This window comes from Aeromonas sp. R1-1 (genome assembly GCF_040908495.1).
GTDB lineage: Bacteria > Pseudomonadota > Gammaproteobacteria > Enterobacterales > Aeromonadaceae > Aeromonas > Aeromonas veronii.
In genome coordinates, this window is the sequence record NZ_JBFODV010000074.1 from 1 (window position 1) to 24,091 (window position 24,091).

General features: G+C 60.8%; 20 protein-coding genes and 1 pseudogene. 6 read left to right on the forward strand and 15 right to left on the reverse strand.

Annotation, left to right across the window (positions count from 1 at the left end; all coding sequences use genetic code 11):
- Positions 1 to 156: pseudogene (locus tag AB5Y92_RS04305) on the reverse strand (30S ribosomal protein S6--L-glutamate ligase); the annotation flags it as partial.
- Positions 157 to 387: 231 nt separating this feature from the next.
- Positions 388 to 4,083 (reverse strand): methionine synthase, encoded by a 3,696-nt coding sequence (gene metH, locus AB5Y92_RS04310; protein ID WP_368225738.1) that lies wholly within the window; start codon positions 4,081 to 4,083, stop codon positions 388 to 390.
- Positions 4,084 to 4,299: 216 nt separating this feature from the next.
- Here metH and AB5Y92_RS04315 point away from each other — a divergent pair, with 216 nt between their 5' ends.
- Both AB5Y92_RS04315 and AB5Y92_RS04320 read left to right on the forward strand, forming a co-directional pair.
- On the forward strand, positions 4,300 to 5,577 hold the full coding sequence (locus AB5Y92_RS04315) for a sodium:proton antiporter (protein WP_019446508.1): 1,278 nt from the start codon (positions 4,300 to 4,302) through the stop codon (positions 5,575 to 5,577).
- Between the two features lie 506 nt (positions 5,578 to 6,083).
- Positions 6,084 to 6,260: a hypothetical protein gene (locus tag AB5Y92_RS04320; RefSeq protein WP_005340085.1), complete on the forward strand. Its 177-nt coding sequence runs from the start codon at positions 6,084 to 6,086 to the stop codon at positions 6,258 to 6,260.
- A gap of 156 nt (positions 6,261 to 6,416) precedes the next feature.
- Here AB5Y92_RS04320 and AB5Y92_RS04325 read toward each other — a convergent pair whose 3' ends face one another.
- Positions 6,417 to 6,914: a GNAT family N-acetyltransferase gene (locus tag AB5Y92_RS04325; protein WP_107682222.1), complete on the reverse strand. Its 498-nt coding sequence runs from the start codon at positions 6,912 to 6,914 to the stop codon at positions 6,417 to 6,419.
- 128 nt (positions 6,915 to 7,042) lie between these two features.
- Positions 7,043 to 7,864 carry an HDOD domain-containing protein gene (locus AB5Y92_RS04330; protein WP_019446506.1) on the reverse strand — a complete coding sequence of 274 codons (822 nt, stop codon included), beginning with the start codon at positions 7,862 to 7,864 and terminating at the stop codon, positions 7,043 to 7,045.
- 169 nt (positions 7,865 to 8,033) lie between these two features.
- Between AB5Y92_RS04330 and AB5Y92_RS04335 the strand changes: the two genes are divergently transcribed.
- Positions 8,034 to 8,300 carry a hypothetical protein gene (locus AB5Y92_RS04335; protein WP_005348674.1) on the forward strand — a complete coding sequence of 89 codons (267 nt, stop codon included), beginning with the start codon at positions 8,034 to 8,036 and terminating at the stop codon, positions 8,298 to 8,300.
- 72 nt (positions 8,301 to 8,372) lie between these two features.
- Here AB5Y92_RS04335 and aphA read toward each other — a convergent pair whose 3' ends face one another.
- Together aphA and AB5Y92_RS04345 are read right to left on the reverse strand one after the other, a co-directional pair.
- Entirely contained in the window at positions 8,373 to 9,092 is a 720-nt protein-coding gene (gene aphA, locus AB5Y92_RS04340; protein WP_005342927.1) for an acid phosphatase AphA, read from the reverse strand.
- A gap of 106 nt (positions 9,093 to 9,198) precedes the next feature.
- Positions 9,199 to 9,873 (reverse strand): ATP-binding protein, encoded by a 675-nt coding sequence (locus AB5Y92_RS04345; protein ID WP_368225740.1) that lies wholly within the window; start codon positions 9,871 to 9,873, stop codon positions 9,199 to 9,201.
- Between the two features lie 166 nt (positions 9,874 to 10,039).
- Here AB5Y92_RS04345 and AB5Y92_RS04350 point away from each other — a divergent pair, with 166 nt between their 5' ends.
- The 3 genes from AB5Y92_RS04350 (at position 10,040) to AB5Y92_RS04360 (ending at position 12,583) form a co-directional block, all read left to right on the forward strand.
- Complete coding sequence (locus AB5Y92_RS04350) at positions 10,040 to 11,359, forward strand: MFS transporter (protein ID WP_258721591.1); 1,320 nt, start codon at positions 10,040 to 10,042, stop codon at positions 11,357 to 11,359.
- 138 nt (positions 11,360 to 11,497) lie between these two features.
- A complete protein-coding gene (locus tag AB5Y92_RS04355; RefSeq protein WP_110304195.1) occupies positions 11,498 to 12,220 on the forward strand; it encodes a MarC family NAAT transporter in 723 nt (240 codons plus the stop codon).
- A gap of 159 nt (positions 12,221 to 12,379) precedes the next feature.
- Positions 12,380 to 12,583, forward strand: a complete 204-nt coding sequence (locus AB5Y92_RS04360; protein WP_005340062.1) for a hypothetical protein — start codon at positions 12,380 to 12,382, stop codon at positions 12,581 to 12,583.
- Between the two features lie 132 nt (positions 12,584 to 12,715).
- Here the strand turns inward: AB5Y92_RS04360 and tldD are convergent, their stop codons facing one another.
- The 9 genes from tldD to AB5Y92_RS04405 all read right to left on the reverse strand — a co-directional run bounded on the left by tldD (position 12,716) and on the right by AB5Y92_RS04405 (position 23,992).
- Positions 12,716 to 14,164, reverse strand: coding sequence for a metalloprotease TldD (gene tldD, locus AB5Y92_RS04365; RefSeq protein ID WP_368225709.1), 1,449 nt, complete (start codon positions 14,162 to 14,164; stop codon positions 12,716 to 12,718).
- 133 nt (positions 14,165 to 14,297) lie between these two features.
- Positions 14,298 to 15,104 carry a carbon-nitrogen hydrolase family protein gene (locus tag AB5Y92_RS04370; RefSeq protein ID WP_368225711.1) on the reverse strand — a complete coding sequence of 269 codons (807 nt, stop codon included), beginning with the start codon at positions 15,102 to 15,104 and terminating at the stop codon, positions 14,298 to 14,300.
- 25 nt (positions 15,105 to 15,129) lie between these two features.
- Positions 15,130 to 15,450: a Dabb family protein gene (locus AB5Y92_RS04375; protein WP_149153723.1), complete on the reverse strand. Its 321-nt coding sequence runs from the start codon at positions 15,448 to 15,450 to the stop codon at positions 15,130 to 15,132.
- Positions 15,451 to 15,484: 34 nt separating this feature from the next.
- Positions 15,485 to 19,378: a YhdP family protein gene (locus AB5Y92_RS04380; RefSeq protein WP_368225713.1), complete on the reverse strand. Its 3,894-nt coding sequence runs from the start codon at positions 19,376 to 19,378 to the stop codon at positions 15,485 to 15,487.
- Entirely contained in the window at positions 19,379 to 20,848 is a 1,470-nt protein-coding gene (rng, locus tag AB5Y92_RS04385) for a ribonuclease G (protein ID WP_005340056.1), read from the reverse strand.
- A 95-nt stretch (positions 20,849 to 20,943) separates the two neighbouring features.
- Positions 20,944 to 21,531, reverse strand: a complete 588-nt coding sequence (locus AB5Y92_RS04390; RefSeq protein ID WP_005340055.1) for a nucleoside triphosphate pyrophosphatase — start codon at positions 21,529 to 21,531, stop codon at positions 20,944 to 20,946.
- Positions 21,532 to 21,533: 2 nt separating this feature from the next.
- Entirely contained in the window at positions 21,534 to 22,019 is a 486-nt protein-coding gene (mreD, locus tag AB5Y92_RS04395) for a rod shape-determining protein MreD (protein ID WP_005340054.1), read from the reverse strand.
- The gene (mreC, locus tag AB5Y92_RS04400) at positions 22,019 to 22,909 is read right to left on the reverse strand and encodes a rod shape-determining protein MreC (protein WP_201987162.1); all 891 of its coding nucleotides are present in this window, start codon (positions 22,907 to 22,909) and stop codon (positions 22,019 to 22,021) included. The genes mreD and mreC overlap by 1 nt, the downstream gene beginning before the upstream one ends.
- 42 nt (positions 22,910 to 22,951) lie before the next feature.
- Positions 22,952 to 23,992: a rod shape-determining protein gene (locus AB5Y92_RS04405; protein ID WP_005340051.1), complete on the reverse strand. Its 1,041-nt coding sequence runs from the start codon at positions 23,990 to 23,992 to the stop codon at positions 22,952 to 22,954.
- Positions 23,993 to 24,091 lie beyond the last annotated feature (99 nt).

The following is a 24,091-nucleotide window of genomic DNA, read 5'->3' on the forward strand; positions in this document are numbered from 1 at the left end:
ACCCTCGTAGTGAATGGAGGGGTTGTGGGAAGCGATATTCATATAGCAGCGCAGGGTGTCGAGCACCTCTACCTGATGACCGCGCGCCTGTGCCACCTCGACCAGACGGCGGGTGGAGTAGTTTTTCGGCTCACGGGATAAAATGGCGATCTTCATGACAATTCCGCTAGAAGGCTGTGCCTGGGCAGGATGGGGCGGGAGAGTATAAGGTGCCACAGCGCCAAGACAACGCCAATTGTTTATCCTGACAACAAGACAAACCACGCCAAACCGCACTCTACCCTGTCACTGTGACCAACAGGTTAAACGGCGGCTCTGCGCAGGTTGTTCAACCCGTGCAAGGATGCCGCCGTTTCTCGTTAAAGATCAACCGGTGTCACGCGGAAATCAGTTCAGGTTTGGCCCCAACCAGCGCTCGGCCTCGGCCAGCGTCATCCCCTTGCGAACGGCGTAATCTTCCACCTGATCTTGCTGGATCTGTGCCACCGCGAAGTATTTGCTCTCGGGGTGGGAGAAGTACCAGCCCGACACCGCCGCCCCCGGCCACATGGCGTAGGATTCGGTGAGCTGCATGCCGATAGCCTGCTCCACCTCCAGCAGCTCCCAGATGCTTCCCTTCTCGGTATGCTCCGGACAGGCCGGATAACCGGGGGCCGGGCGGATGCCCTGATAGTTCTCGCGAATGAGCTCCTCGTTGCTGAGGGCCTCGTCGGGAGCATAACCCCAATGTACCTTGCGCACCTGCTCGTGCAGATACTCGGCAAAGGCTTCGGCCAGACGGTCGCACACCGCCTGAATAAGGATGGCGTTGTAGTCATCGTGCTGCGCCTTGTAGGCCTTGGCGATGGCCTCCTCACCGATGCCGCCGGTCACCGCGAAGGCGCCGATCCAGTCGGGTTTGCCGCTCTCTTTCGGTGCCACATAGTCCGCCAGACAGTAGTTGGGGAAGCCCTGCTTCTCGCTCTGCTGGCGCAGGTGGTGCAACACCTTGATGACCTCGGTGCGGGACTCGTCGCTGTAGACCTCGATGCTATCCCCTACCGCGTTGGCCGGGAACAGGCCGATCACCCCGGCGCAGCGCACGCTCTGATCCTTTTCCAGCTGATCCAGCATGGCGTTGGCGTCGGCAAACAGCTTGGTTGCTTCCTCGCCGATGATCTCGTCCTCGAGGATGCGCGGATACTTGCCCGCCAGCTCCCAGCTGAGGAAGAACGGCGTCCAGTCGATGTAGGGGCGCAACACCGAAATGGGCACATCTTCGAACTTCTGCACCCCGAGCTCGCGGGGCTTGGGTGGCTGGTAGCCAACCCAATCCAGCTGATGCCGGTTGGCGCGGGCATGGGCCAGACTGACCGGGCGGGAGCGCGGCTGCTTGCGGGCATGCTGATCCCGGGCAATCTCGTACTCCTTGTTAATGCGGGCGACAAACGCCTCCTTCAGATCCGGGCTGAGCAGGCTCTGGGCCACCCCCACCGCGCGGGAGGCGTTGGAGACATAGACCACAGGCTCCGAGTAGTTCTGCTCTATCTTCACCGCAGTGTGCGCCTTGGAGGTGGTAGCGCCGCCGATCAGCAACGGCAGCTTGAAGCCCTGACGCTCCATCTCTTTGGCCACGTGCACCATCTCGTCCAGCGACGGGGTGATGAGACCCGACAGCCCGATGATATCGGCGCCGACCTCCCGCGCAGTCTTGAGAATCGTCTCGCAGGAGACCATGACACCGAGGTCGACGATCTCGAAGTTGTTGCACTGCAGCACCACCCCGACGATGTTCTTGCCGATGTCGTGCACATCACCCTTGACGGTGGCCAGCACGATTTTGCCATTGCTGGAGCCGCCCGATTTTTCCGCCTCGATATAGGGCTGCAGATAGGCCACCGCCCGCTTCATCACCCGGGCCGATTTCACCACCTGCGGCAGAAACATCTTGCCCGCGCCGAACAGGTCGCCGACCACGTTCATACCATCCATCAGCGGCCCTTCGATGACGTGCAGCGGCTTCTCCGCGCCAGCGCGTGCCTCTTCGGTATCCTCTTCGATAAAGTCGGTGATCCCCTTGACCAGTGCGTGCTCCAGCCGTTTGCCCACCGGCCAGCTGCGCCACTCCTGATCCCGCGGATCCTCCGCCTGGGCACCGGCACCGCGATACTTCTCGGCGATGGCCAGCAGCTCTTCGGTGGCGTTGTCATTGAGGTTGAGCACCACCGCCTCGACCTTCTCTTTCAGCTCGGCCGGAATGTCTTCATAGATGGCGAGCTGGCCGGCATTGACGATCCCCATGTCCATACCGTTCTTGATGGCGTGGTAGAGGAATACGGCGTGAATGGCTTCGCGCACCGGCTCGTTGCCGCGAAACGAAAACGAGACGTTGGAGACGCCGCCGGAGATCATGGCGTGGGGCAGGTGCGTTTTGATGTCCTTCACCGCCTCGATGAAGTCCACCGCGTAGTTGTTGTGCTCATCAATGCCGGTCGCTACCGCGAAGATATTGGGGTCGAAGATGATGTCTTCCGGCGGGAAACCGACCTGATCCACCAGGATCCGGTAGGCACGCTGGCAGATCTCGAACTTGCGGGCGCGGGTGTCGGCCTGCCCCGCTTCATCGAACGCCATCACGATAACGGCGGCGCCGTAACGGCGCAGCAATCTGGCCTGCTGGATAAACTTCTCCTCCCCCTCTTTCATGGAGATGGAGTTGACCACCGGCTTGCCCTGCACGCACTTGAGGCCCGCTTCCAGCACCTCCCACTTGGAGGAGTCGATCATCACAGGCACCCGGGCGATGTCCGGCTCACCGGCGATGAGATTGAGGAAGCGCACCATGGCCGCTTCGGCGTCCAGCATCCCCTCGTCCATGTTGATGTCGATGATCTGGGCGCCGTTCTCTACCTGCTGCTTGGCAACATCGAGCGCCTCGTCGTAGAGCCCCTCCTTGATCAGCCGCTTGAACTTGGCCGAACCGGTGACGTTGGTGCGCTCCCCCACGTTCACGAACATGGACTCGGGGGTGATGATCAGCGGCTCGAGGCCCGACAGACGACAGGCCACCGGCAGCTCGGGCAGCACACGCGGCTTGATGCCCGCCACGGCATCGGCCATGGCGCGGATATGAGTCGGGGTGGTGCCGCAGCAACCGCCGACCAGGTTGAGGAAGCCGCTCTGGGCCCACTCGCGGATATGCTCCGCCATCTCGACGGCATCGAGATCGTACTCGCCGAACGCATTGGGCAGACCGGCGTTGGGGTGGGCGCTGACGCAGGATTCGCTGATGCGCGACAACTCCTCCACATACTGGCGCAGCTCGTCTGGCCCGAGCGCACAGTTGAGACCGAACGAGACCGGTTTGACGTGGCGCAGCGAATGGTAGAAGGCTTCGGTGGTCTGGCCGGAGAGGGTACGACCGGAGGCATCGGTAATGGTACCGGAGATCATCACCGGCAGGCTGTAGCCCAGCGCCTCGAACACCCCTTCCACCGCGAAGGCGGCAGCCTTGGCGTTGAGGGTATCGAAGATGGTCTCGATCAGGATGATGTCGGCGCCGCCCTCGATCAGGGCGTGGGTCGATTCGGTGTAGGCGGCCACCAGCTGGTCATAGGTGACGTTGCGCTTGCCGGGATCGTTCACATCCGGCGAGATGGAGGCGGTGCGGTTGGTGGGGCCCAACACCCCTGCGACGAAGCGCGGCTTAGCGGGATCTTTTGCCGTCCACTCGTCTGCCACGGCGCGGGCCAGACGGGCGGCTTCACGGTTGATCTCGGCGGAAAACTCTTCCATCTCGTAATCGGCCATGGCGATGCGAGTGGCGTTGAAGGTGTTGGTCTCGAGAATGTCGGCCCCGGCAGCGCAATACTGCTCGTGGATCTCGCGGATCACCGCCGGACGGGTCAGCACCAGCAGATCGTTGTTGCCCTTGATGTCGGTATGCCAGTCGGCAAACCGCTCACCCCGATAATCTGCCTCCCCCAGCTTGTAGCCCTGGATCATGGTGCCCATGGCCCCGTCGATGATCAGGATCCGCTCCCTGAGGCAGGCTTCCAGCTTCTTTGTTACGTCCGACTGCTTGCTCGGCTCTCTGCTCGACATTACGTTCGACACCGCGTGTTCCTCTTACATCCATGCAACTGCGTAAACAGCATCCTAACAGCAAACAAATAAAATGGAAATCTAGCCGTCTATCAGTCCAAATGCGCCACCATATACTCATTTATGGGTAATGAGTAACATAGGGCCCGAGAGTAACCTATGCCCGTCCTGCATAGGGATACGTGCTTGCTGTCTACCAACGAGAAAAAAATAACTATGAGCGTCTACTACACACTCTGTTTTCTGGCAGCGTTGGCGATTTTTATCGCCTTTGCCAACCAGTATGTTGTGAAGATCCAGACCACCATCGCCATTACTGCGGGCTCCATGCTGATCTCCGCACTGCTGGTGCTGTTTGGCAAACTGGGTTGGTTCAATCTGGAACCTCTCGCCGTCAAGACCATGGAGAGCATCGACTTCCAGAACTTCCTGCTGAAGGGGATTCTGGGCTTCCTGCTGTTCGCCGGTGGTCTTGGCATCAACCTCAAGGCGCTGCGTAGCCAGAAGTGGGAGATCACCATTCTGGCCATCATTGCCACCCTGCTCTCCACCTTCCTCATCGGCTACGGCTTCTGGTTTATCGCCAAGCTGCTGGGCTGGGAGTTGCCGCTGGTCTACTGCATGCTGTTCGGCGCGCTGATCTCCCCCACTGACCCGATTGCCGTCCTGGCCATCGTCAAGAAGATGAAGGCGCCACCCCAGATCGCCATCCAGATTGAAGGGGAATCCCTGTTCAACGACGGTGTTGGCCTCGTCATCTTCGCTACCGTGTTTGCCGTCGCCTTTGGCGGTGTCGAACCCACCTTCGGTAGCGTGGCCGGTCTGTTCCTGCACGAAGCCCTCGGCGGCATCCTGTTCGGCGCCGTGCTGGGCCTCATCGCCCACGTGATGATCAGCGCCACCGATGACGGTTCATTGGAGCTGCTGCTGACCCTCTGCATCCCGACCGCCGGCTTCGCCTTTGCCAACATGATCGGCGTCTCCGGCGCACTGGCCATGGTGGTCACCGGCATCATGATCGGCAACTGGACCCGTCACTCCGGCTTCTCCGAGCAGAGCAGCCATCACCTGGATCACTTCTGGGAGTTGATGGACCAGTTCCTCAACGCCCTGCTGTTCCTGCTGATCGGTCTGGCGCTGGTACTGCTGGATCTCGCCTGGCGTGACTGGATCCTACTGGTCATTGCGGTGCCGCTCTGCCTGGGTGCCCGCTTTATCAGCGTGTCGCTGCCCTATGTGGCTTTCCGCCGATTCCGCAATTACAACACCTTCTCGGTACGGATCCTCACCTGGGGTGGCCTGCGCGGTGGTCTGGCCATGGCGATGGCGCTGGCACTCCCCTCCGGCGTCATGATGATCCCGGAACATGGTGTCGATCTGCGGGAGGTCATCCTGGTGATGACCTACTCGGTGGTGATGTTCTCCATCGTGGTGCAAGGCATGACCATCACCCCGATGATCACGGCTGCCAAGAAGGCCTGTGGCGACTACTGAGTCGGCCCACTGTGCTGATTGCAGAATGAGAGAGGGCTCCCGTCGGGAGCCCTCTTTTTATGGCGGATAGTTGCGAATATTTGCTGCTGATAGCACCTTGATTACACAGAGGAAAAGCGTACTGGCTTCAACATCGGCAAATTATTGTTTGCTTTTTATTCATTTCGAGGAGAGAATGCGCGTCGGCTAGTTAATCAGCCCTGTTTATGTTTACCCTGCAATGCTTCACCTCACGATGAATCCTGCCAGTACCCGCATAACCTTCTTCTGATTTACTCGCCTTGAGAACCGTCAGGCTGTCTGCCTGCGTTGCCCGGCTCTCACGGTGCAGACCCGATCTGCCCACCCAATTTGATTTATGCATCAGCATATTCCTTGAAAGTGCAGACGCCCCTTAACCGGGCTGGGTATTCCTGCGCGCTTGTCGTTCACCCAATCGACCGCGCCCATTGACCTGACATTTGCCAATACAAGGAGCAAACACCTAATTCATATAGAGAAATACCATGATGAAAGCAGTACAAACACACAAGCCCCTGCGTCGCAGCAAGCCCATCAACCTGCCTGTGCAAGAGCACGACAATGATGCGTTCCTGATCCAGTTCAGCACCCGCTTCAGCGGCGGTTTCGCCATCTCCTGTGATGGTATCGCTGGCGAGTTCTCCATCGAAGACCTCAACTGATCCTGCCTGCCCTCCGGCAGCGCCCGATGCAGATAGGCCGCAACTCACGGCGGCCTCTTTGCTTATCCCCCTCCGCCTTTAGCCAGCTCCAGTCTCTTGCTTGTCACTCAGCCTGACCGCTACCTCGCCATTCGCTTTTCAGCTCTCTGACCTTGATCACTGCTCCAGCAGCAGGCACTCATCGGCATCTTCGCTCAGCTTGACCAGCCGACTGCGCACCAGCCCCAGCTTGGCCAGCAGGCCGATGGATCGCTCGTTGCCCGGAGTGACGATGGCAACTACCTGCCCAATCCCCAACCGGCTTTTGCCATCGGCAAGGGCGGCCTGCGCCGCTTCAATAGCGTAGCCCTGACCGCGATATTGCGGCAGGAAGGCGTAACCGATATCGACCCGCTCCAGGGTGTCGCGCTTGATCAGACCGCAGATACCGAGGCTGGCACCGTCTTCCTTGCGCTCCACCAGATAGAGTCCGTGACCATAACGGGCATAGCTGACCGCCGGCCCCTGCTGGATATACTCCTGCGCCTGCTCCAGGGTGCGAATGCCCCGATCACCGATGTAACGATAAAAGTCGCCGTCATTGAGCAGCTCAAGGATGAAGGGGGCGTCGGTGGCGATCATTTCGCGCAGGATCAGGCGGGAGGAGGCAATCATGGCAAGGGCTCTCAAACGGAAAGTGAAGGGCAAAGAGTGCCCCGTCACTCCCGGGCTGGCAAGCCTGTGGCGCCATCGGCCATGAAAAAGGGGCCGCGTTGGCCCCTGATGAGATGGGATAAACGGGCTCAGGCAGCCAGCAACCCGGCGTAGCCATTACCCTGCTCGCGCAGTGCAGTGAACTGGGCGGCACAATCGGCCCAGCTCAGCCCCAGTGCATCTGCCACCTTGTGGGGCCACTCGGGTGGCGCCTCTTCCCCCACATCGGATTGCGCAGCCAGCACGATCGCCAGATGGATCAACCCGGCCTCGGGAGAGAACTCCTTGGCCAGCATGGGGTTGTAGTGATACTCCACCGCATTGCTGATGGTCTCGGGGAACTTCCAGTAACGTGCCATGGCCGCCCCGACCTGGGCATAGTTGAAGCCGACCACCAGCTCTTCCGCCTTGGCCCGTCCCTTGTGCAACTCCAGATCGTGAATGTGGTGGACTGTGTTTTCCGGCAAGCCTACGTGCATCACCAAGCGGCCGAGATCGTAGAGCAGGGCGCAGGTAAAGACCTCATCCCCTTTCATCCCCTTCTTCACCGCCAGACGACGCGCCAGCTCCGCCACGTTGAAGACACAGCCCCAGAAATGTTTGAGGTCAATGCCGGGCACCGCAGTGACCGACTCGGTGAGCCCGCAGGCCAGCACCATGTTGCGCACCATCGCCAACCCCAGCCGCACCGCGGCTTCATTGACGGTGCCGATCTGACGACTACTGCCGAATTTGGCCGAGTTGGCCAGCCGCAGCAACTTGGCGGAGATGACAGGGTCCTTGTTGATCAACTTGCTGATCTTGAGCAGATCCGGATCCTTTTCATTGAAGGTCTGGATCAAATCGCGCATCACTTCCGGGATCTGGGGCAGTAGCTTGGGCTCGGCCAGCAGGGAATCTATCGTGGGCATAGGCGTGTCCATCCATGTTATCTGTGTTCCAACCTGTTTGCCTTGGCAAACTCCTCCTAATTATGGGTAACAAATGGCCTCCCCATCGGATTGTTTATTCGCAGGCCGTTCAAGGTGTTAGCCCCATTCAGGCTATACTGGCCGCCACATTCACTGTTGCGGATATCCCATGAACGACACTCAGGAATTTTTTGACGAAGACGCGCTGCTGGAGATGGTGGAGAACCAGCTCAACGACGGTCACCCGCCCCACGTGAAAGCTACCTTGATGAGACTGGTGATGAAGGGCACCCCGCGGGAAGAGGCGCTGCAATATATCGCCTGCGCCCTCGGTGCCGAGCTGATGGCGATGGAGGCCGATCAGGGCCCCTTCAATCTGACCCGTTACGGCGAGTTCCTCGACAGCCTGCCCGAGATGCCGTGGGCAGACGACTGACCCGAGCTGGATGACGGATGCAAAAAGGGCGGGTGCCAATGGCCCCGCCCTTTTGCATGGATCCGCTCCGGATCAGAACTGGGAGTTGATGATCACCTCTTCCCCCAGCGCCCCTGCCAACGGCAGTGGCCGATAGCTGGAGTTGGCGGCCCGCAGCAGACGAATGCCGCGAATGCCGACCTCCTGCGCCGCCTTGATATCCCCATCGGCGTCGCCGTAGAAGAGCTTCATCTGCTTATCCTTGAGCCACTGCACCTTGGTGTTCTGGCCCGGCTGATCACCGGCGAAGATCACCGGATTGAGCTGGTCGGCCGGAATATTCATGGTCTGCTGCAGGGTCTGGCTCACGGTTTCGGTCTTGGTGGCCGAGCGGCCGGTGACGAAATAGATGTGGTCACCGCGCTTGAGATGCATGGCGATGAGCGCCTTGCCCACCTCTTTCGGCATGCTGAACGCATCCCAGCCATTGTTCATCTTCTCCCAGAAGGCGGGGTTCTTCAGATAGCTCTCGTCGTTGGGCGAGAACTCCTGTTTGCCGCGATAGAAGCCCGGGCTGGAGAAGAGCAGGGTATCGTCGATATCAAACCCGACCGCCATCGGCGGCAGGCCATCCAGACTCTTGGCAATCTGCTCCACCGACACCCAGTGGATCGGCGCCTGCTGGGCCAAGGTGACGGTGGTGACACCGGCAGGGATTGGCTGAACGGTAGCGGCTTGACCCGCCACAGCAGGCAGAGAGAGGGCGGCAGCCAGCAAGGAGGCAAGCAGCGCCGGACGAGAGATGTGTTTCATAAGGCAGGTTGTCATCTTCAATCAAAAGAGGGGGCCAATAGTGCCCCCATCCCGCCTCTCAAATCTGTGAATGCGCCAGCAAAAGGGAGCATTTGACGCCCGATAATTAATCTTCGATTGGCAGCAAATCGGTAAAGACAAAGCCGTCGCGCAGCACTGTCTCGCCGACCCGAATGCCGAGCGGACGGGAGAACATGGGGCCATCATAGGCCAGGGTGTGAAACTCGCCGTTCTCACCGCATGGGTCAACGCCCTCCGGCAGTGCCGCCAGCAGTGCCTCGTCAAAATCGTGCCCCCCCAGGCTGGCATCCAGCTTGTTCGGGTCGAGAGCACTGATCCGCGCCTTCAACCCAGCGGCCACCATCTGCGGTGCCAGTTCACGGGTATTGCTGCCCCACAGCGGGAACAGTGGTTCGATGCCGGTGCCTGCCAGCTGCTTTTCACGGTAGGCGCGCACATCCGCGAGGAACAAGTCGCCAAAGGCCATATGGCGGAGCCCCTGTGCCACCACATCGGCGATAAAGCCGGTCATGATGCGGGCGTAATCCTCGTTGCTGCAGGGCCAGGGCAGATCGATGGTGATGAGGGGCAGCCCGACGCAGGCGGCCTGCTCGGTCAACAGCTGCTTGCGCACCCCGTGCATCGCCACCCGCTCGAATGCCTGATTGAGGGTGGTAAACAGCCCCACCACCTCGATGGCGGGATCTTGCCGCAACTGATGCAGTGCCCATGCGCAATCCTTGCCGCTGCTCCAGGAGAGCAGTACCCGTTTCTTTTCCATCATTCCTCCGCCAGCGGGGCATTCGGATTGCCCCAAAAAGATGCAAGACAGTGTTGCGAATTGCGCGATTTACACACAAGAGGCAGGCAGCATACTCTCGATCACCTGTATATGCCCCTTGCACGGGGTGACAATAACTAAAAAAACCGATGGGAAACATACGGATATGACCACGACCATACAACAGCACGATCACGCCCGCCCCCTCAATCGACAGGATTACAAAACCCTGAGTCTGGCTGCCCTCGGCGGCGCGCTGGAGTTTTACGACTTCATCATCTTCGTCTTCTTCGCCGTGGTCATCGGCGAGCTGTTCTTCCCGGCCGACATTCCCGAGTGGCTGCGCCAGTTCCAGACCTTCGGCATCTTCGCCGCCGGTTATCTGGCCCGCCCGCTTGGCGGCATCATCATGGCCCACTTTGGCGATCTCATCGGTCGCAAGCGGATGTTCACCCTCAGCATCATCATGATGGCGCTGCCAACCCTGTTGATCGGTCTGCTGCCCACCTATGCGGTGCTCGGCATCGGCGCCCCCATCGCCCTGCTGGGACTGCGGATCCTGCAAGGCGCCGCCATCGGCGGTGAAGTGCCCGGCGCCTGGGTATTTGTCGCCGAGCACGTCCCTGCCCGTCGAGTCGGGGTCGCCTGCGGCACACTCACGGCGGGATTGACGGCAGGCATCCTGCTTGGCTCCCTCATCGCCACTGCGGTCAACAAGAGCCTGACCCCGGCCGAAGTGAGCGAGTGGGGCTGGCGAGTGCCCTTCCTGCTGGGCGGTATCTTCGGCATCGTCGCCATGTACCTGCGTCGCTGGTTGCACGAGACCCCGGTCTTCGCCGAGATGAAAGCCAACAAGACCCTGGCTGACGAACTCCCCCTCAAGTCGGTACTGCGCAACCACAAGAGCAGCGTGGTGGTCTCCATGCTGCTCACCTGGCTGCTCTCCGCCGGTATCGTGGTGGTGATCCTGATGACCCCCACCTATCTGCAGAAGGTCTACGGCATCACCCCGGCGGACGCCCTGACCGCCAACTCGCTGGCGATCGTTGCCCTGACCCTCGGCTGCATCGTCTATGGTCGACTGATCGACCTGCTGGGCAGCGGTCTCACCTTCATGTTCGGCTCCCTGCTGCTGGCGGGCTCCAGCTACGCCTTCTATCACGGTCTGGCGGCAGGCACGAGCCAGCTGGTGCCGCTCTACATGCTGGCGGGCTTTGCGGTCGGGATTGTCGGCGCCGTGCCTTACGTGATGGTCAACGCCTTCCCGCCGGTGGTGCGCTTCTCCGGTCTGTCGTTCTCCTACAACGTGGCCTACGCCATCTTCGGTGGCCTCACCCCGATGGCGGTGACCCTCTGGATGAAGAGCGACATGCTGGCCCCCTCCCACTATGTGGTGAGCTTGTCTGTACTGGGGTTCGCCATCGGTCTCTGGCTCTGGTTCCAGCAACGGGCCATCCGGCAACAGCAAGCGCCGCAAGCGGCCTGACCCGAACAACAAGCCCCGGTATCTGCCGGGGCTTTTTTGTACTGCTTATGTTCAGTTTCACCAGCATAAGATAGCCTCCCTCTGGGGCCTGCCACCCGCGCCGCCCCATGACGTCCAACTCTTTATCCGAGGCTCAAGATGTTCTTTCAGGTCGTATTACTCACCTTGCTGGCGCTGCTGCCCATGGTCAACCCGCCCACCACGGCCACCCTGCTGCTGGGACTGAGCAAGGGGATGTCGCGCGAACACGTGCGCCGTCAGGTCAATCTGGCCGCCATCTATCTGTTCTGCACCCTCTGCATCACCTTCTTTATCGGATCCTCGATCCTGGATCTGTTCGGGATCTCCATTCCGGGCTTGCGCCTGGCCGGTGGCCTCATCATCGGCTTTATCGGCTTTCGCATGCTGTTCCCCGCCCCCAGCCAGCAGAGCGGGGTCGATATAAACCAGAGCATTGCCTTCGTACCGCTCACCATGCCCAGCATGTGTGGGCCAGGTACCATGGCGCTGGTAATAAGCGGGGCAGCCCAGATTGCCGAGCTGCCTGACGAGTACAACCGCCTCACCATCTACGCCGGTGTGGTAACGGCGTTTGCCCTGATGAGCCTGATCAGCTGGGGAGTATTGAAGCTGGCGGATCCGGTCTGCAAGATCCTGGGCGCCACCGGCATCGATGCCATGACCCGCATCATGGGCTTCCTGCTGGTCTGCATGGGTATGCAGTTTTGCATCAACGGCATCAAGGAAGTGGCACAGGATCCGGTCTTCCACGGCGGCCAGGCTGTGCAAACCGCACCGGCGCTACCGCAGGCTTCCGGCACGTTTGATCAGTTGCCGCAGAAGCCCACCGGCTCTGATTGAAAACGGTATCAAAAAGTCCCTGACGATCTGCACTGATCTTGTTCCTGATCATGTTATTGACACACAAATGAGTTAGTTTGTTTTTCATACAGACTTTATTCAGATGGACGCTGATAGGTTTGTTGATGAATACCCACTCAACTTCAGGAGAGTATGCAGATGGACAAGATGCTGACCGAAATAGGGAGCCATAGCCTGTTTCACGAGTACCTGAACGTGGTTGGGATTGCGAGCCCATCCCTCGCCAAGATCGAGCAACGCTGGGAATATAAAGATCAAGAACAGCTGGTTGCCAAAATTCAGATCGACAAACAGGGTAACGCTCGCTATTTCATCGACGCCCGCGCCATATCCGTCAACTGATACCGAATAACCCGCCAGCCCCGGTCCACCGACCGGGGCTTTTTGTTGTATGTGGTTCCCTGAATAGCAAAACCCCGGCGAGGGCCGGGGTTTGAATGCATCGGGTTACGCCGCTGCGCGGCTAACCCAAACCTACGAAGTGCCACCCACGGTGAGCTGATCCAGTTTGAGGGTGGGTTGGCCGACACCGACCGGTACGCTCTGCCCCTCCTTGCCGCAGATGCCAACCCCGCGATCCAGCGCAAGATCGCTGCCCACCATGGAGACCTGGCTCATCGCCTCGGGGCCGTTGCCGATCAGGGTCGCGCCCTTGATGGGGGCAGTGATCTTGCCATCCTCGATGAGATAAGCCTCGGAGGCGGAGAAGACAAACTTGCCGGAGGTGATGTCCACCTGGCCGCCACCGAAGTTGGGGGCATAAATGCCCTTCTTCACCGAGGCGATGATCTCAGCCGGATCATACTGGCCCGCCAGCATGTAGGTGTTGGTCATGCGCGGCATCGGCATGGCGGCGTAGGATTCGCGGCGCCCGTTGCCGGTGAGCGGTACCCCCATCAGACGGGCGTTCTGCTTGTCTTGCAGATAGCCCTTGAGGATGCCGTTCTCGATCAGCACGTTGTAGCCACCCGGCGTCCCCTCGTCATCGATGGAGACGGAGCCGCGCCGACCCGGCAGGGTGCCGTCGTCGACGATGGTACAGTACTTGGAGGCCACCTGCTCGCCGATGCGGCCAGCAAACGCGGAAGATCCCTTGCGGTTGAAATCCCCCTCCAGACCGTGACCTACCGCCTCGTGCAGCAGCACGCCGGGCCAACCGGAGCCCAGCACCACCGGCATGGTGCCGGCTGGCGCGTCGATGGCGTCGAGGTTGACCAGCGCCTGACGCACCGCTTCACGCACATAGCCAAAAGCGCGGCTCTCCAGCCCGTCCAGTTCGAGGAACCAGTCGTAACCAAAGCGGCCACCGCCACCGGCACTGCCACGCTCGCGGCGATCCCCCTTCTCGGCGATCACGGTCACCGACAGCCGCACCAACGGGCGCACATCGGCGGCCAGGGTGCCGTCGGTGGCGGCCACCAGCACCTCTTCGTAGACGCCGCTGATGGAGGCCATCACCTGATTGATGGCGGGATCCAGACTTCTGGCGAACTTGTCCATCTGCTCCAGCAGGGCGATCTTCTGGTGCTTGTCGAGGGTCTGCAGCGGATCCATGGCCGGATAGAGCAGGTTCGCTTCGGTGCGGGCCCACGCCTTCACCTTGCCGTGAGCACCTGCGGCGGCGATGCCACGAGCGGCAGTCACCGACTGTTGCAGCGCCAGCAGGCTCAGCTCGTCCGAGTAGGCAAAGCCGGTCTTCTCGCCGCTGACGGCGCGCACCCCCACACCCTGATCGATGTTGTAGCTGCCATCCTTGACAATGCCATCTTCCAGCATCCAGGACTCGTGCCAGCTGCGCTGGAAATAGAGATCGCCGAACTCCACCTGATGGCTCATCAGGCTGCCGAGCAGCTGCTGCAGGTGCCCTTCGTCGAGATCGTTCGGGGCCAACAGGGAGGCACTAACCTGGCTCAATAGACTCAATCTTCTTCTCCACTCTCGTAACGAGCTGTTTTAAATCGTCTTGCCGACGGGTTGGCAACAAGCCACACCATCACAACAAACGGGCATGCTCCAGCACGGACAAACGGCTGCGTTTCAATTTTTCACCACACAATCAGAGCAAACGGGCGTGTTGCAACACTGGCATGGTGCGCTTCAATTCGTCGATAAGCCCGGGCTCCATCTTCGCCAGCACTGTGCCGCGCCCGCACTCTTTGCTCGCCAGCACCCGACCCCAGGGGTCGATCACCATGCTGTGGCCCCAGGTGTGGCGCCCCGTCTCGTGAGTGCCGCCCTGATTGGCAGCGACTACGTAGCACTGGTTTTCGATGGCGCGGGCCCGCAGCAGCGGCTCCCAGTGCGCCTCGCCGGTCACGGCGGTAAAGGCTGCAGGCACCAGCAGCACGCGGGCATCGGCACGGGCCAACTGACGGTAGAGCTCGGGAAAGCGCAAATCATAACAGATCGAGAGGCCAAGGGGACCAAAGGGAGAGTCCACCAACACAGGCGCCTCCCCCGGGCTGAAGGTCTCCGACTCACGGTAGCGACCGTGATTGTCCGCCACATCCACGTCGAACAGGTGGATCTTGTGGTAGTGGCCCCTGAGCTCACCGCTTGGGTCAAACACCAGCGAGCTGGTGTGGATATGGTCGGAACCGGCGATGGTGGTCGGCATAGCCCCGGCCACCAGCCAGATGCCGTAATCGCGGGCCCATTTGGCCAGCTGCTGCTGGATCGGGCCCTCACCTATGGCCTCGGCGCCATCCAGATAGCCCTGCCGTTCGCCAAACAGGGCAAAGTTCTCAGGCAACAGCACCAGCAGCGGCTGCTCTTTGGGCAAGGCCGCCAGTTCTGCGGCGATCTGCTCCCGGTTATCCTGCCAGTGACGGCCAGATACCAGCTGTATTGCGGCTAACCACATGACGTTCTCCTTGTCGCTTGGGCCATTAGACGGTGACAGCATCCCCCGCCTGCAGGGTGTAATCCAGCACTATGATGCGCTCCAGCACCGGGCGGAAGATGGCCTTGAGGGCATCGTGATCAGGATGGGGCAGATAGCGCTGGCGAGCCGCTTCGTCGGCAAAGGTCATCAGTACGCTGTGGGTAAAGCCACCATCCCTCCCCTCCGGGCTGTCATTCTCCCCCCACTCCACGGCGGTCACGCCACTGACCTGGTGGGGAATGGCGAGAAAGGCGGTACGCACCGCATCTATCTGGGCAGGCTGGGTGTCCGGCTTGAAGGCGATCAGCAGGATATGTCGGATCATGGCTCACTCCTTGTGATGGTGCCGGGCCGCTCGTTCAGCGCTGAGCGGGCCCCGCGTGTTTGGGACTCAGCAGGAAAGGGGTCACCTCTTGGGTCGGCAGGCCGGGGGCAACGGCGTCAACCGCCTCTTTCTGCTGCTGGTTGAGCTTGATGCGTGCGCGATCTCGTCCCGCCTCAATCAGCTTGGGTGCGTCGAGCGGCCCCGAGATGCGAAAATCGATACGGGTCACCACATCCACCACCGGCTCCAGCAGTTTGGAGAGGGCCAGCACATAGAGACCCGTGACCGGCGTGATGGAGAAGGCCGCCACCACCGGCAGGGTGCCCCCCAGATTGGGGGAGAAGCTCAGCTCGTAGTCGAGCCGCCAGCGCACCAGATCGGCGATCCCCTCGCCGCGCAGGTTGCCTGCCGCCCCCTTCATATAGAAATCATCGTTGCTGACCAGCCCCTGCTTGATGGTGGCAGAGGCGGACATGGATTCGAAGTAGAAGCCCTTGTCGAACACATCGCGAAAATCGAGCCGCAGCTTGCGCAGCAGGGAATCGAGGCTGAGCAGGGAGAGCAGCCGAGCCCCCTTGTCGTTGACCTCGCGCAGGGTGCCGCCCTCCAGCTGATAGTTGGCACTTCCCCCCAGGGTCGGCAGACTCGGGCGGTAGGGCACATCCTGCCAGTTCAGATCAAAAGCGAGGGAGCCGGGGGCATCGCCGATGGGCGAGGTGTAACCCAGCCGCTTGAGCAGCAGTTCGCTGTTGTTGCTGGTCAGCTTGCCACGAGCGCGGGTCTCCATCCGGTTGCCATCGGCCAGCCAGTCGACGCTGCCGGTGAGCTGACTCCCCGCCAGCCGCACATCCAGCCCCTTGAGGGTCACCTTGTTGGCGCCGGGCACCAGCTCTCCTTTCACTTCACCAAGCGGCAGCTCGCCAAAACGGCAATCGACACAGCTCACCTTCAACCAGGGGATGGAGGCCATGATGGCGTTGTCCTGCTTGGCATCGGGATCCGGGCTGAGATCCGAACTCTTGCCAGACCAGTAGATGCGGGCAAACTTGGCATCCACCGGGCGATTGGCCACTGCGGGCAGGCGGATCACCCCCATCACGTCGGGGCTGTCGATCATCACCTCGGTCGCCTGATTGGTCGGCCCCACGGTGAAACGCGCCGCCTTGAGGGTGGCACTGCCGATATAGGCGCGAGCCAGCTGTCCATCCACCCACCACTCCTGCGGCAGGAAGGCGGGGCCAACCACCGCATTGCCTGTCTGGTTCTGCGCTGGCAACCACTGCTTGAGTCGCGCCAGCCAGCCACCGACATCGGCCTCCTGCTGGTTGATGGCGAGCAGCATGGGAACATCGCGCATTACCCGGGCGCCCGGCTGACCCACATCGACCCGCACCCGGCTGAGATAAGGCACCCCTTCGCCGTAGACCAGTCGGGTCTGCATATCCACATCCGCCCCCAGTACGGCGCGAATATCGGCGCTGCCATCCCGGCCACGGGCGATCACCTTGAGCGGCAGCCGGCTGGCGCTGCTCTTGGCCAGCGGCAGCGGCAGATCCAGCCCCATCCCCTGCAAGTTGGAGTCGAGCGCCAGCTGGAAGCTGAATGGCTTGCTGTCGGGCAAGGTCAACCCGAGCTTGCCGCCCCAGTTACTGCGGCCGTTGAGAATGCCGAATGAAGAGATGGCGGCAGGCTGGCGGCGGCTATCCCATTGCCCCTTGAAATCGAGGTCGACCTGATAGTGATCCGGATGCTGGCGCCCCTGATAATCGAGGGTCAGCGGCTGGTTCCACAGGCTCGCCTTGAGGTTGCTGAAGCGGGTCTGTTCGTTGTCATATTCAAGGCGTCCCTGCACCTTCTCCAGCGGCAGATCCAGACTGGCGACCCGCACCTTGTTGTTGCTGAAGGTGGCATCGCCGCTCGCCTTCACCTCACTCTCGCCATCGAGAGGAATATCGAGCTTGACCGAACCGGCCATCGGGCCGCGGATCTCGATCTCCCGCAGCGCCTGACCTACCGAACTGCCCAGCGGGGAGTCCTGCAGGTAGTCGCTGATGGCCTTGCCTTCCCCCTGCACCTTGGCATCCACATAGAGGTGGGCGCCAGGGGAGAGATCCGGGATCCAGGCATGCACCGCGTCGGAGCTCGCCTTGCCGAGTTTGGTGGATCGGCTGCGCATATCGAGGCCGGCATTCTGGAACAAGAGATCGATCTGCAGGTCGGTAAGCGGTTGCCAACCGGGGAAGAACTCGTAGGTGGCCTGCTCCAGCGGCACCGCCACCTGGAAGATACCCTTGCCGTTGTCGTAGGGGAAATCCCGAAACTCCCCATACCAGAGCAGGTCGGCCCCCTTGGCCTTGCCCCCCTTGATGGCGCCACTCAGGTAATCCACCAGCCCCTTGTCCATCGCCTGCAGCGGGAAGTAGCGATCCGCATGGCCCGCATTCTTCACATCGATGCGGCCGGTCAGGGCCAGGAAAGGGTGCTCGAACAGATCGAGGCGGAAACGGCTGGCCAGGGTCAGATCCGGGTTATCCAGCGCGATATCCTGCCCGTAGAGCACCCAGCCCTGTTCCTCGCGCCACCAGTCGAGGCGGGCCGAGAAGTGGTCGACCGGGATCGGCATCTTGAAGTGACGGGCGGGATCCACCTTGTCGTTCGCCAGCGCCAATCTGGCGCTACCGCCGGTCGGGGTAAGCCAGAACTCGCCGTTGAGATCCTGCATCCCGGGTATATCCTGCCAGGCCTTGAGACGCACCTTGCTGAAGCGGCCGCTGAGGGAGAGATCCTGCCAGTCGGCATTGGCCAGCAGCGTCAGATCCTGCACCGAACCCTGCGGATTGGTCTGGCGCAGGGTCTCGCAGAGTGTAGGGTAGAGCGCCGAGACCAGCTGACTGATCTGGGTGATCTTGTCGAACTCTATGCTGGGCAGATAGCCCTGCACCCGATCCCCGATCCGTTCCAGTTGCAAGCGGCTCTGCAACCAGGGTTTGCCGTCCAGCTTGAAGTTGACGTTATGGCTCGCCAGTTGCCAGTCGGTGCCCTCACGGCGCAGCTGGATCTTGCCACCATCGAGGCCGAAACGGTGCATATCCCCTTTCTTGGGATCCTTCCAGATCAGGTAGTTGTTGCCAAACGCCAGCAGGGTATTGCCCAGCTTGCCGCTGTCAAACTCGCTCCAGAGCTGGAAGTCGAGCTGACCGGCAACCTTGGGTTCGCCCGCATGGATTTTGGCCAGGGTCGGGGTGATATCGAGCTGGCGGGCCCCCAGATAGAGCTGACCCTTGAGGCGATCGAGCCGGGCAGTCGGGGCGTCTACATCCAGAATCAGATCGAGGGTGCTCTCGCCCACCCCGTTGATGAGGTAAGCCTTGCCGACCCCCTGATGGCGCTTGCCACGGTTCTGCCAGCGCAGTTGGGCGATGTCGAGGGCGCGCAGATCACCGAGGGAGGTGGTGACGCTGAGGCGGGTGTTGTGCACATCGAAGGTAGAGAGCTGGGTCAGCAGAAAGCGCAGCAGGGCGCCCTGCTGGGGATCGCCAGAGGGGCTCTCGTCAGCCGGTTGGCGCAAGTCGATGGTGATATCGCCATCGCTCAGGATCAGCTCGCCAAACACCGGCTTTAGCTCGTTAATGGTGCGCCAGAAGTCGAGATGCACCCAGGCTTTGCCGAGCTGTACGGTAAAACGCCCCGAATCCGGGGCGATGGCGAGTTGCTGCAGTTCGAGCGCGGGCCCGGACTGTGTCCAGTCCAGCCCCACTTGCTCCACGCTGACCTTGAGTTGTGAATCACCCAGCAGAGTGTGGATCAGACTCTCCCGGTATTGATTCAGCAAAGGGCCCCCAACCCGTACCAAGGTGACCAGCATGGCCATCAGTACGAACAGGACCCCCAGGGCCAACCAGCCCCGACTCAGCCAGCGATAGACCAATTACATCATCACCACGTCGAACTGCTCCTGACCGCAGAGGGGTTCGCTCACTACCCGCACCTGCTTGCCGATGAACACTTCCAGCTCAGCCAGACTGTGGGACTCCTCGCCATGGAGGTAGTCGGCAACGGCCGGGGCTGCGTAGACGGTGAACTGATCCGCATCATAGGCACGATTGACCCGGATGATCTCCCGCAGGATCTCGAAGCAGACCGACTCCACCGTCTTGACCCGGCCGCGCCCCTTGCACTCGGGGCACTCGGAGCAGAGCACATGCTCCAGACTCTCGCGGGTGCGTTTGCGGGTCATCTCCACCAGACCAAGCTGGGAGAAGCCGTTGACGTTGGTCTTGGCACGATCCTTTGACAGCGCCTGCTCCAGACTGTGCAGCACCCGGCGGCGGTGATCTTCCGACTGCATGTCGATGAAGTCGATGATGATGATGCCGCCAAGGTTGCGCAGGCGCAGATGACGGGCGATGGCCGCCGTCGCCTCGACGTTGGTGTTGAAGATGGTCTCTTCCAGATTGCGATGGCCGACAAAGGCGCCGGTGTTGATATCCACCGTGGTCATGGCTTCGGTCTGGTCGATGATGAGGTAGCCGCCGGATTTCAGCTCCACCTTGCGCTCCAGCGCCCGCTGGATCTCGTTCTCCACGTCGTAGAGATCGAAGATGGGCGACTCGCCGGGGTAATACTCCAGCTTGCTGGCCAGCTCAGGCACGTACTCTTCGGTGAAGCGCTTGAGCTGATCGAAGCTCTGGCGGGAGTCAACGCGGATCTTGTCGAGCTCGGCACCGACGAAGTCGCGCACTACTCGAAATGCCAGACTGGGATCCTCGTAGAGGATCTTGCAGGGGGGATACTTCTGCTTGCGCTCGAGGATCTTGCGCCACAGACGCTTCAGGAAGGCGGCATCCTGCTCCAGCTCCTGCTCCCCCACCCCTTCGGCGGCGGTGCGGATGATATAGCCACCCAGCTCGTCCACATAACCAGCTACGGTGCGCTTGAGGCGCTCCCGCTCCGCTTCGGACTCGATACGTTGGGAGACACCGACGTGGGCACTGCCCGGCATAAAGACCAGATAGCGGGATGGCAGGGTGATATCGGTAGTGAGACGGGCACCCTTGGTACCCAGCGGATCTTTCACCACCTGCACCATGATGTCCTGCCCCTGACGCACCAGCTCGGCGATGTTGCCGACCTGAAACTGCTCCTTCTCCTTCACCGCCACACACTCGGTGTGAGGGACGATATCAGAGGCGTGCAAAAAAGCTGCCTTGTCCATGCCGATATCGACGAAGGCCGCCTGCATACCCGGGAGTACCCGGCTGATCTTGCCTTTGTAGATATTGCCCACGATGCCGCGTTTGGCCTGACGTTCTACATGCACTTCCTGCAGCAGACCGTTTTCGACCAGAGCGACCCGGGTTTCGGAGGGGGTAACGTTAACCAGCAGTTCTACCGACATAAGTAACCTTGCCTGTTCCAGTTTTGAATTCTATAGAGCCAATCCGGTACAACGCGCGCAAGGGAGAAACGCAGCAGAGCACAGCTGACGGGAAATTATTTGAGCTGTTCCAGATGATGCTTGATCAGCAGGTCTGTCTCCAGCAGGGGCAGGCCGACCACGGCGCTATAGCTCCCTTCGATGCGGCTGACAAACTTGCCGGCAATACCCTGAATGCCATAAGCCCCGGCCTTGTCACAGGGCTCACCGGTCTGCCAGTAGGCCTCGATCTCGGCCTCGTCCAGCTTGCGAAACGCCACGTTGGTGGTGACCAGACGCACGTCACAACGATCCTTGCTGGCCAGCGCTACCGCCGTCATTACTTGATGCACCTTGCCGGAGAGGGACTCCAGCATATCTTTGGCATCAAGCAGATCGGACGGTTTCTCCAGTACCCGGTCGCCCAGCACCACTATGGTGTCGGCACCCAGCACCGGCAACGCCGTAGGCGCACACGCCACGCCCGCCATCGCTTTGTCACGGGCGAGACGGCAGACATAATCCTGCGCCTTTTCACCCTCTTCCCGCTGCTCGGGCACATCCAGTTTCAGCACCTCGAAGCGGTAGCCAATCTGGGTCAGCAGTTCACGGCGACGGGGAGAAGCCGAGGCGAGATAGAGTTGTGGTTCGTTGTTTTTGTTCATATTTACCTGATATTGAAGCGGCGCCGCACCTTGCGCAGCACCAGAAACACCCAGGGCCATATTAGCATCGTCGTCAACGTCGACCAAAAGTAGGAGAAGTTGAGACTGGCCTGGCTGAACAGATGCTCGGCCCAGAATACCGTCATTTTACCCACCAGCGAGAGGCCACCGATGATCAGTGCCTGCTGCCAGAGGGAGAAGTTGCGGATCTTCTGGAACTGGAAGGCCGCCAGATAGGTGGTGATGGCCATCGCCATCGCCCGCACACCGAGGGTGCTGCCAAGCAGCACATCCAGCAGCAGGCCCGCCACCCAGGCGGTGCCGACGTTGGTCCGGTGCGGCAGGGCCAGCGCCCAGTAGATGAGCACCATGGCCAGCCAGTCCGGGCGGAAGGGGTCAAATTCGAAAGGAAGCGGCAGGATCGACAGGCTCAAGGCCAGCAGGATCGAGATCCAGATCCAGATCCTGCCGCTGGCGGGTTCTAGCATTAGCGGGTGGCTCCTGCGGCGGACGCAGCGGGAGTCGCCCGTTCGCCATCCTCATCATGTACTTCAGGCTTCTTGTCGGTCCACAGCAGCAGCAGATAACGCAGTCTGTCCAGCTCCACCAGCGGCTTGGCCTCGACCTGGGCGAAGGGCTTGCCCTCCACATACTCGGAGCGGGTCACAGTCGCCACCGGATAACCTTCCGGGAAGCGGCCACCCAGACCCGAGGTGACCAGCAGATCACCCACCTGAATATCGGTGTTGCGCGGCAGGTTGCGCAGCTCAAGCTTGTCGAGCTCACCACTGCCGGAGGCAATAGCGCGCAAGTCGTTGCGCAGCACCCGCACCGGAATACCGTGGCTAGAGTCGGTGATCAGCAGCACGCGACTGGTGGTGGAGCCCACGTGGAGCACCTGACCAATCACACCCTGATCGTTGATCACCGCCTGACCGTTGTAGACGCCATCCAGCGCCCCCTTGTTGATCAGCACCTGATGGCTGAAGGGGTCGGAATCCACCGACAGCAGCTCGGCCACCATCTTGCGGGACTCTTTGTGCACCGGCGAACCCAGCAGCTCACGCAGCCGCTGGTTCTCGTGCTCCAGCTGATCCATTTTGAGCAGACGGGCACGCAGGGTAAACAGCTGTTGCTCCTGCTGCTTGGTCTGCTCGATGAGATCGGCGCGGGTCTGCACCTGGGTCGACATGGTGTCGAGCAGGGTACCCGGCGCATTGGCCATGTATTGCAGGGGACTGACTAACGAACTGAGGTAGACGCGGACATGCGTAAACACACCGAAGCGGGAATCCGCGACGATGGCAGCGATGGAGATGATGACGGCGAGAAACAACCGTAACTGAAGCGAAGGGCCTCTACCAAAAATGGGTTTCATGGGTCGTCAAAAAAGAGCCGGCACGCTGGCCGGCTTTGGGTCTTATTCGTAGTGGAACAGATCGCCACCGTGCATATCGATCAGCTCCAGCGCCTTGCCGCCGCCACGGGCCACACAGGTGAGGGGATCTTCGGCAACGACGACAGGAATGCCGGTCTCTTCCATCAGCAGACGGTCGATATCTTTCAGCAGTGCGCCACCACCGGTCAGCACCATGCCGCGCTCGGAGATGTCGGAAGCCAGTTCCGGCGGAGACTGCTCCAGCGCCACCATGACGGCAGCCACGATACCGGACAGCGGCTCTTGCAGCGCTTCCAGGATTTCGTTGGAGTTGAGAGTGAAGCTGCGCGGTACACCTTCAGCCAGGTTGCGGCCACGGACTTCAATCTCGCGCACCTCTTCGCCCGGATAGGCGGAGCCGATCTCGTGCTTGATGCGCTCGGCAGTCGCTTCACCGATCAGGCTGCCGTAGTTGCGACGGACGTAGCTGATGATGGCTTCGTCAAACTTGTCGCCACCGATACGGACTGACTGGGAGTAGACCACACCGTTCAGAGAGATGATGGCCACTTCAGTGGTACCACCACCGATATCAACCACCATGGAACCGGTCGCTTCGGATACCGGCAGGCCAGCACCGATGGCAGCAGCCATAGGCTCGTCGATCAGGTAGACCTCACGGGCACCGGCGCCCAGTGCGGACTCCTTGATGGCGCGACGCTCAACCTGGGTTGAACCGCACGGTACACACACCAGCACACGCGGGCTGGGGCGGAAATAGTTGTTGTCGTGAACCTGTTTGATGAAGTGCTGCAGCATCTTCTCGGTCACGTAGAAATCGGCGATCACGCCGTCTTTCATCGGGCGGATTGCGGAAATGTTGCCCGGGGTACGGCCCAGCATCTGCTTGGCGGCATGACCGACAGCAGCGACCGATTTGGCGTTCCCGCGCTCTTGGCGAATGGCGACAACTGAGGGTTCGTTAAGGACGATCCCTTGATCTTTTACATAGATCAGGGTGTTGGCAGTTCCCAAATCGATCGACAGATCGTTGGAAAAGACGCCTCTGAGCTTTTTGAACATGGCTACGGGAAATCCTAAGAATTTGGAGGTGCAGAAAACCGGCTAACTTTACCAATGCCCACCCCAATGGGCAAGCGCTCAAACTGTCGCCAATCAATC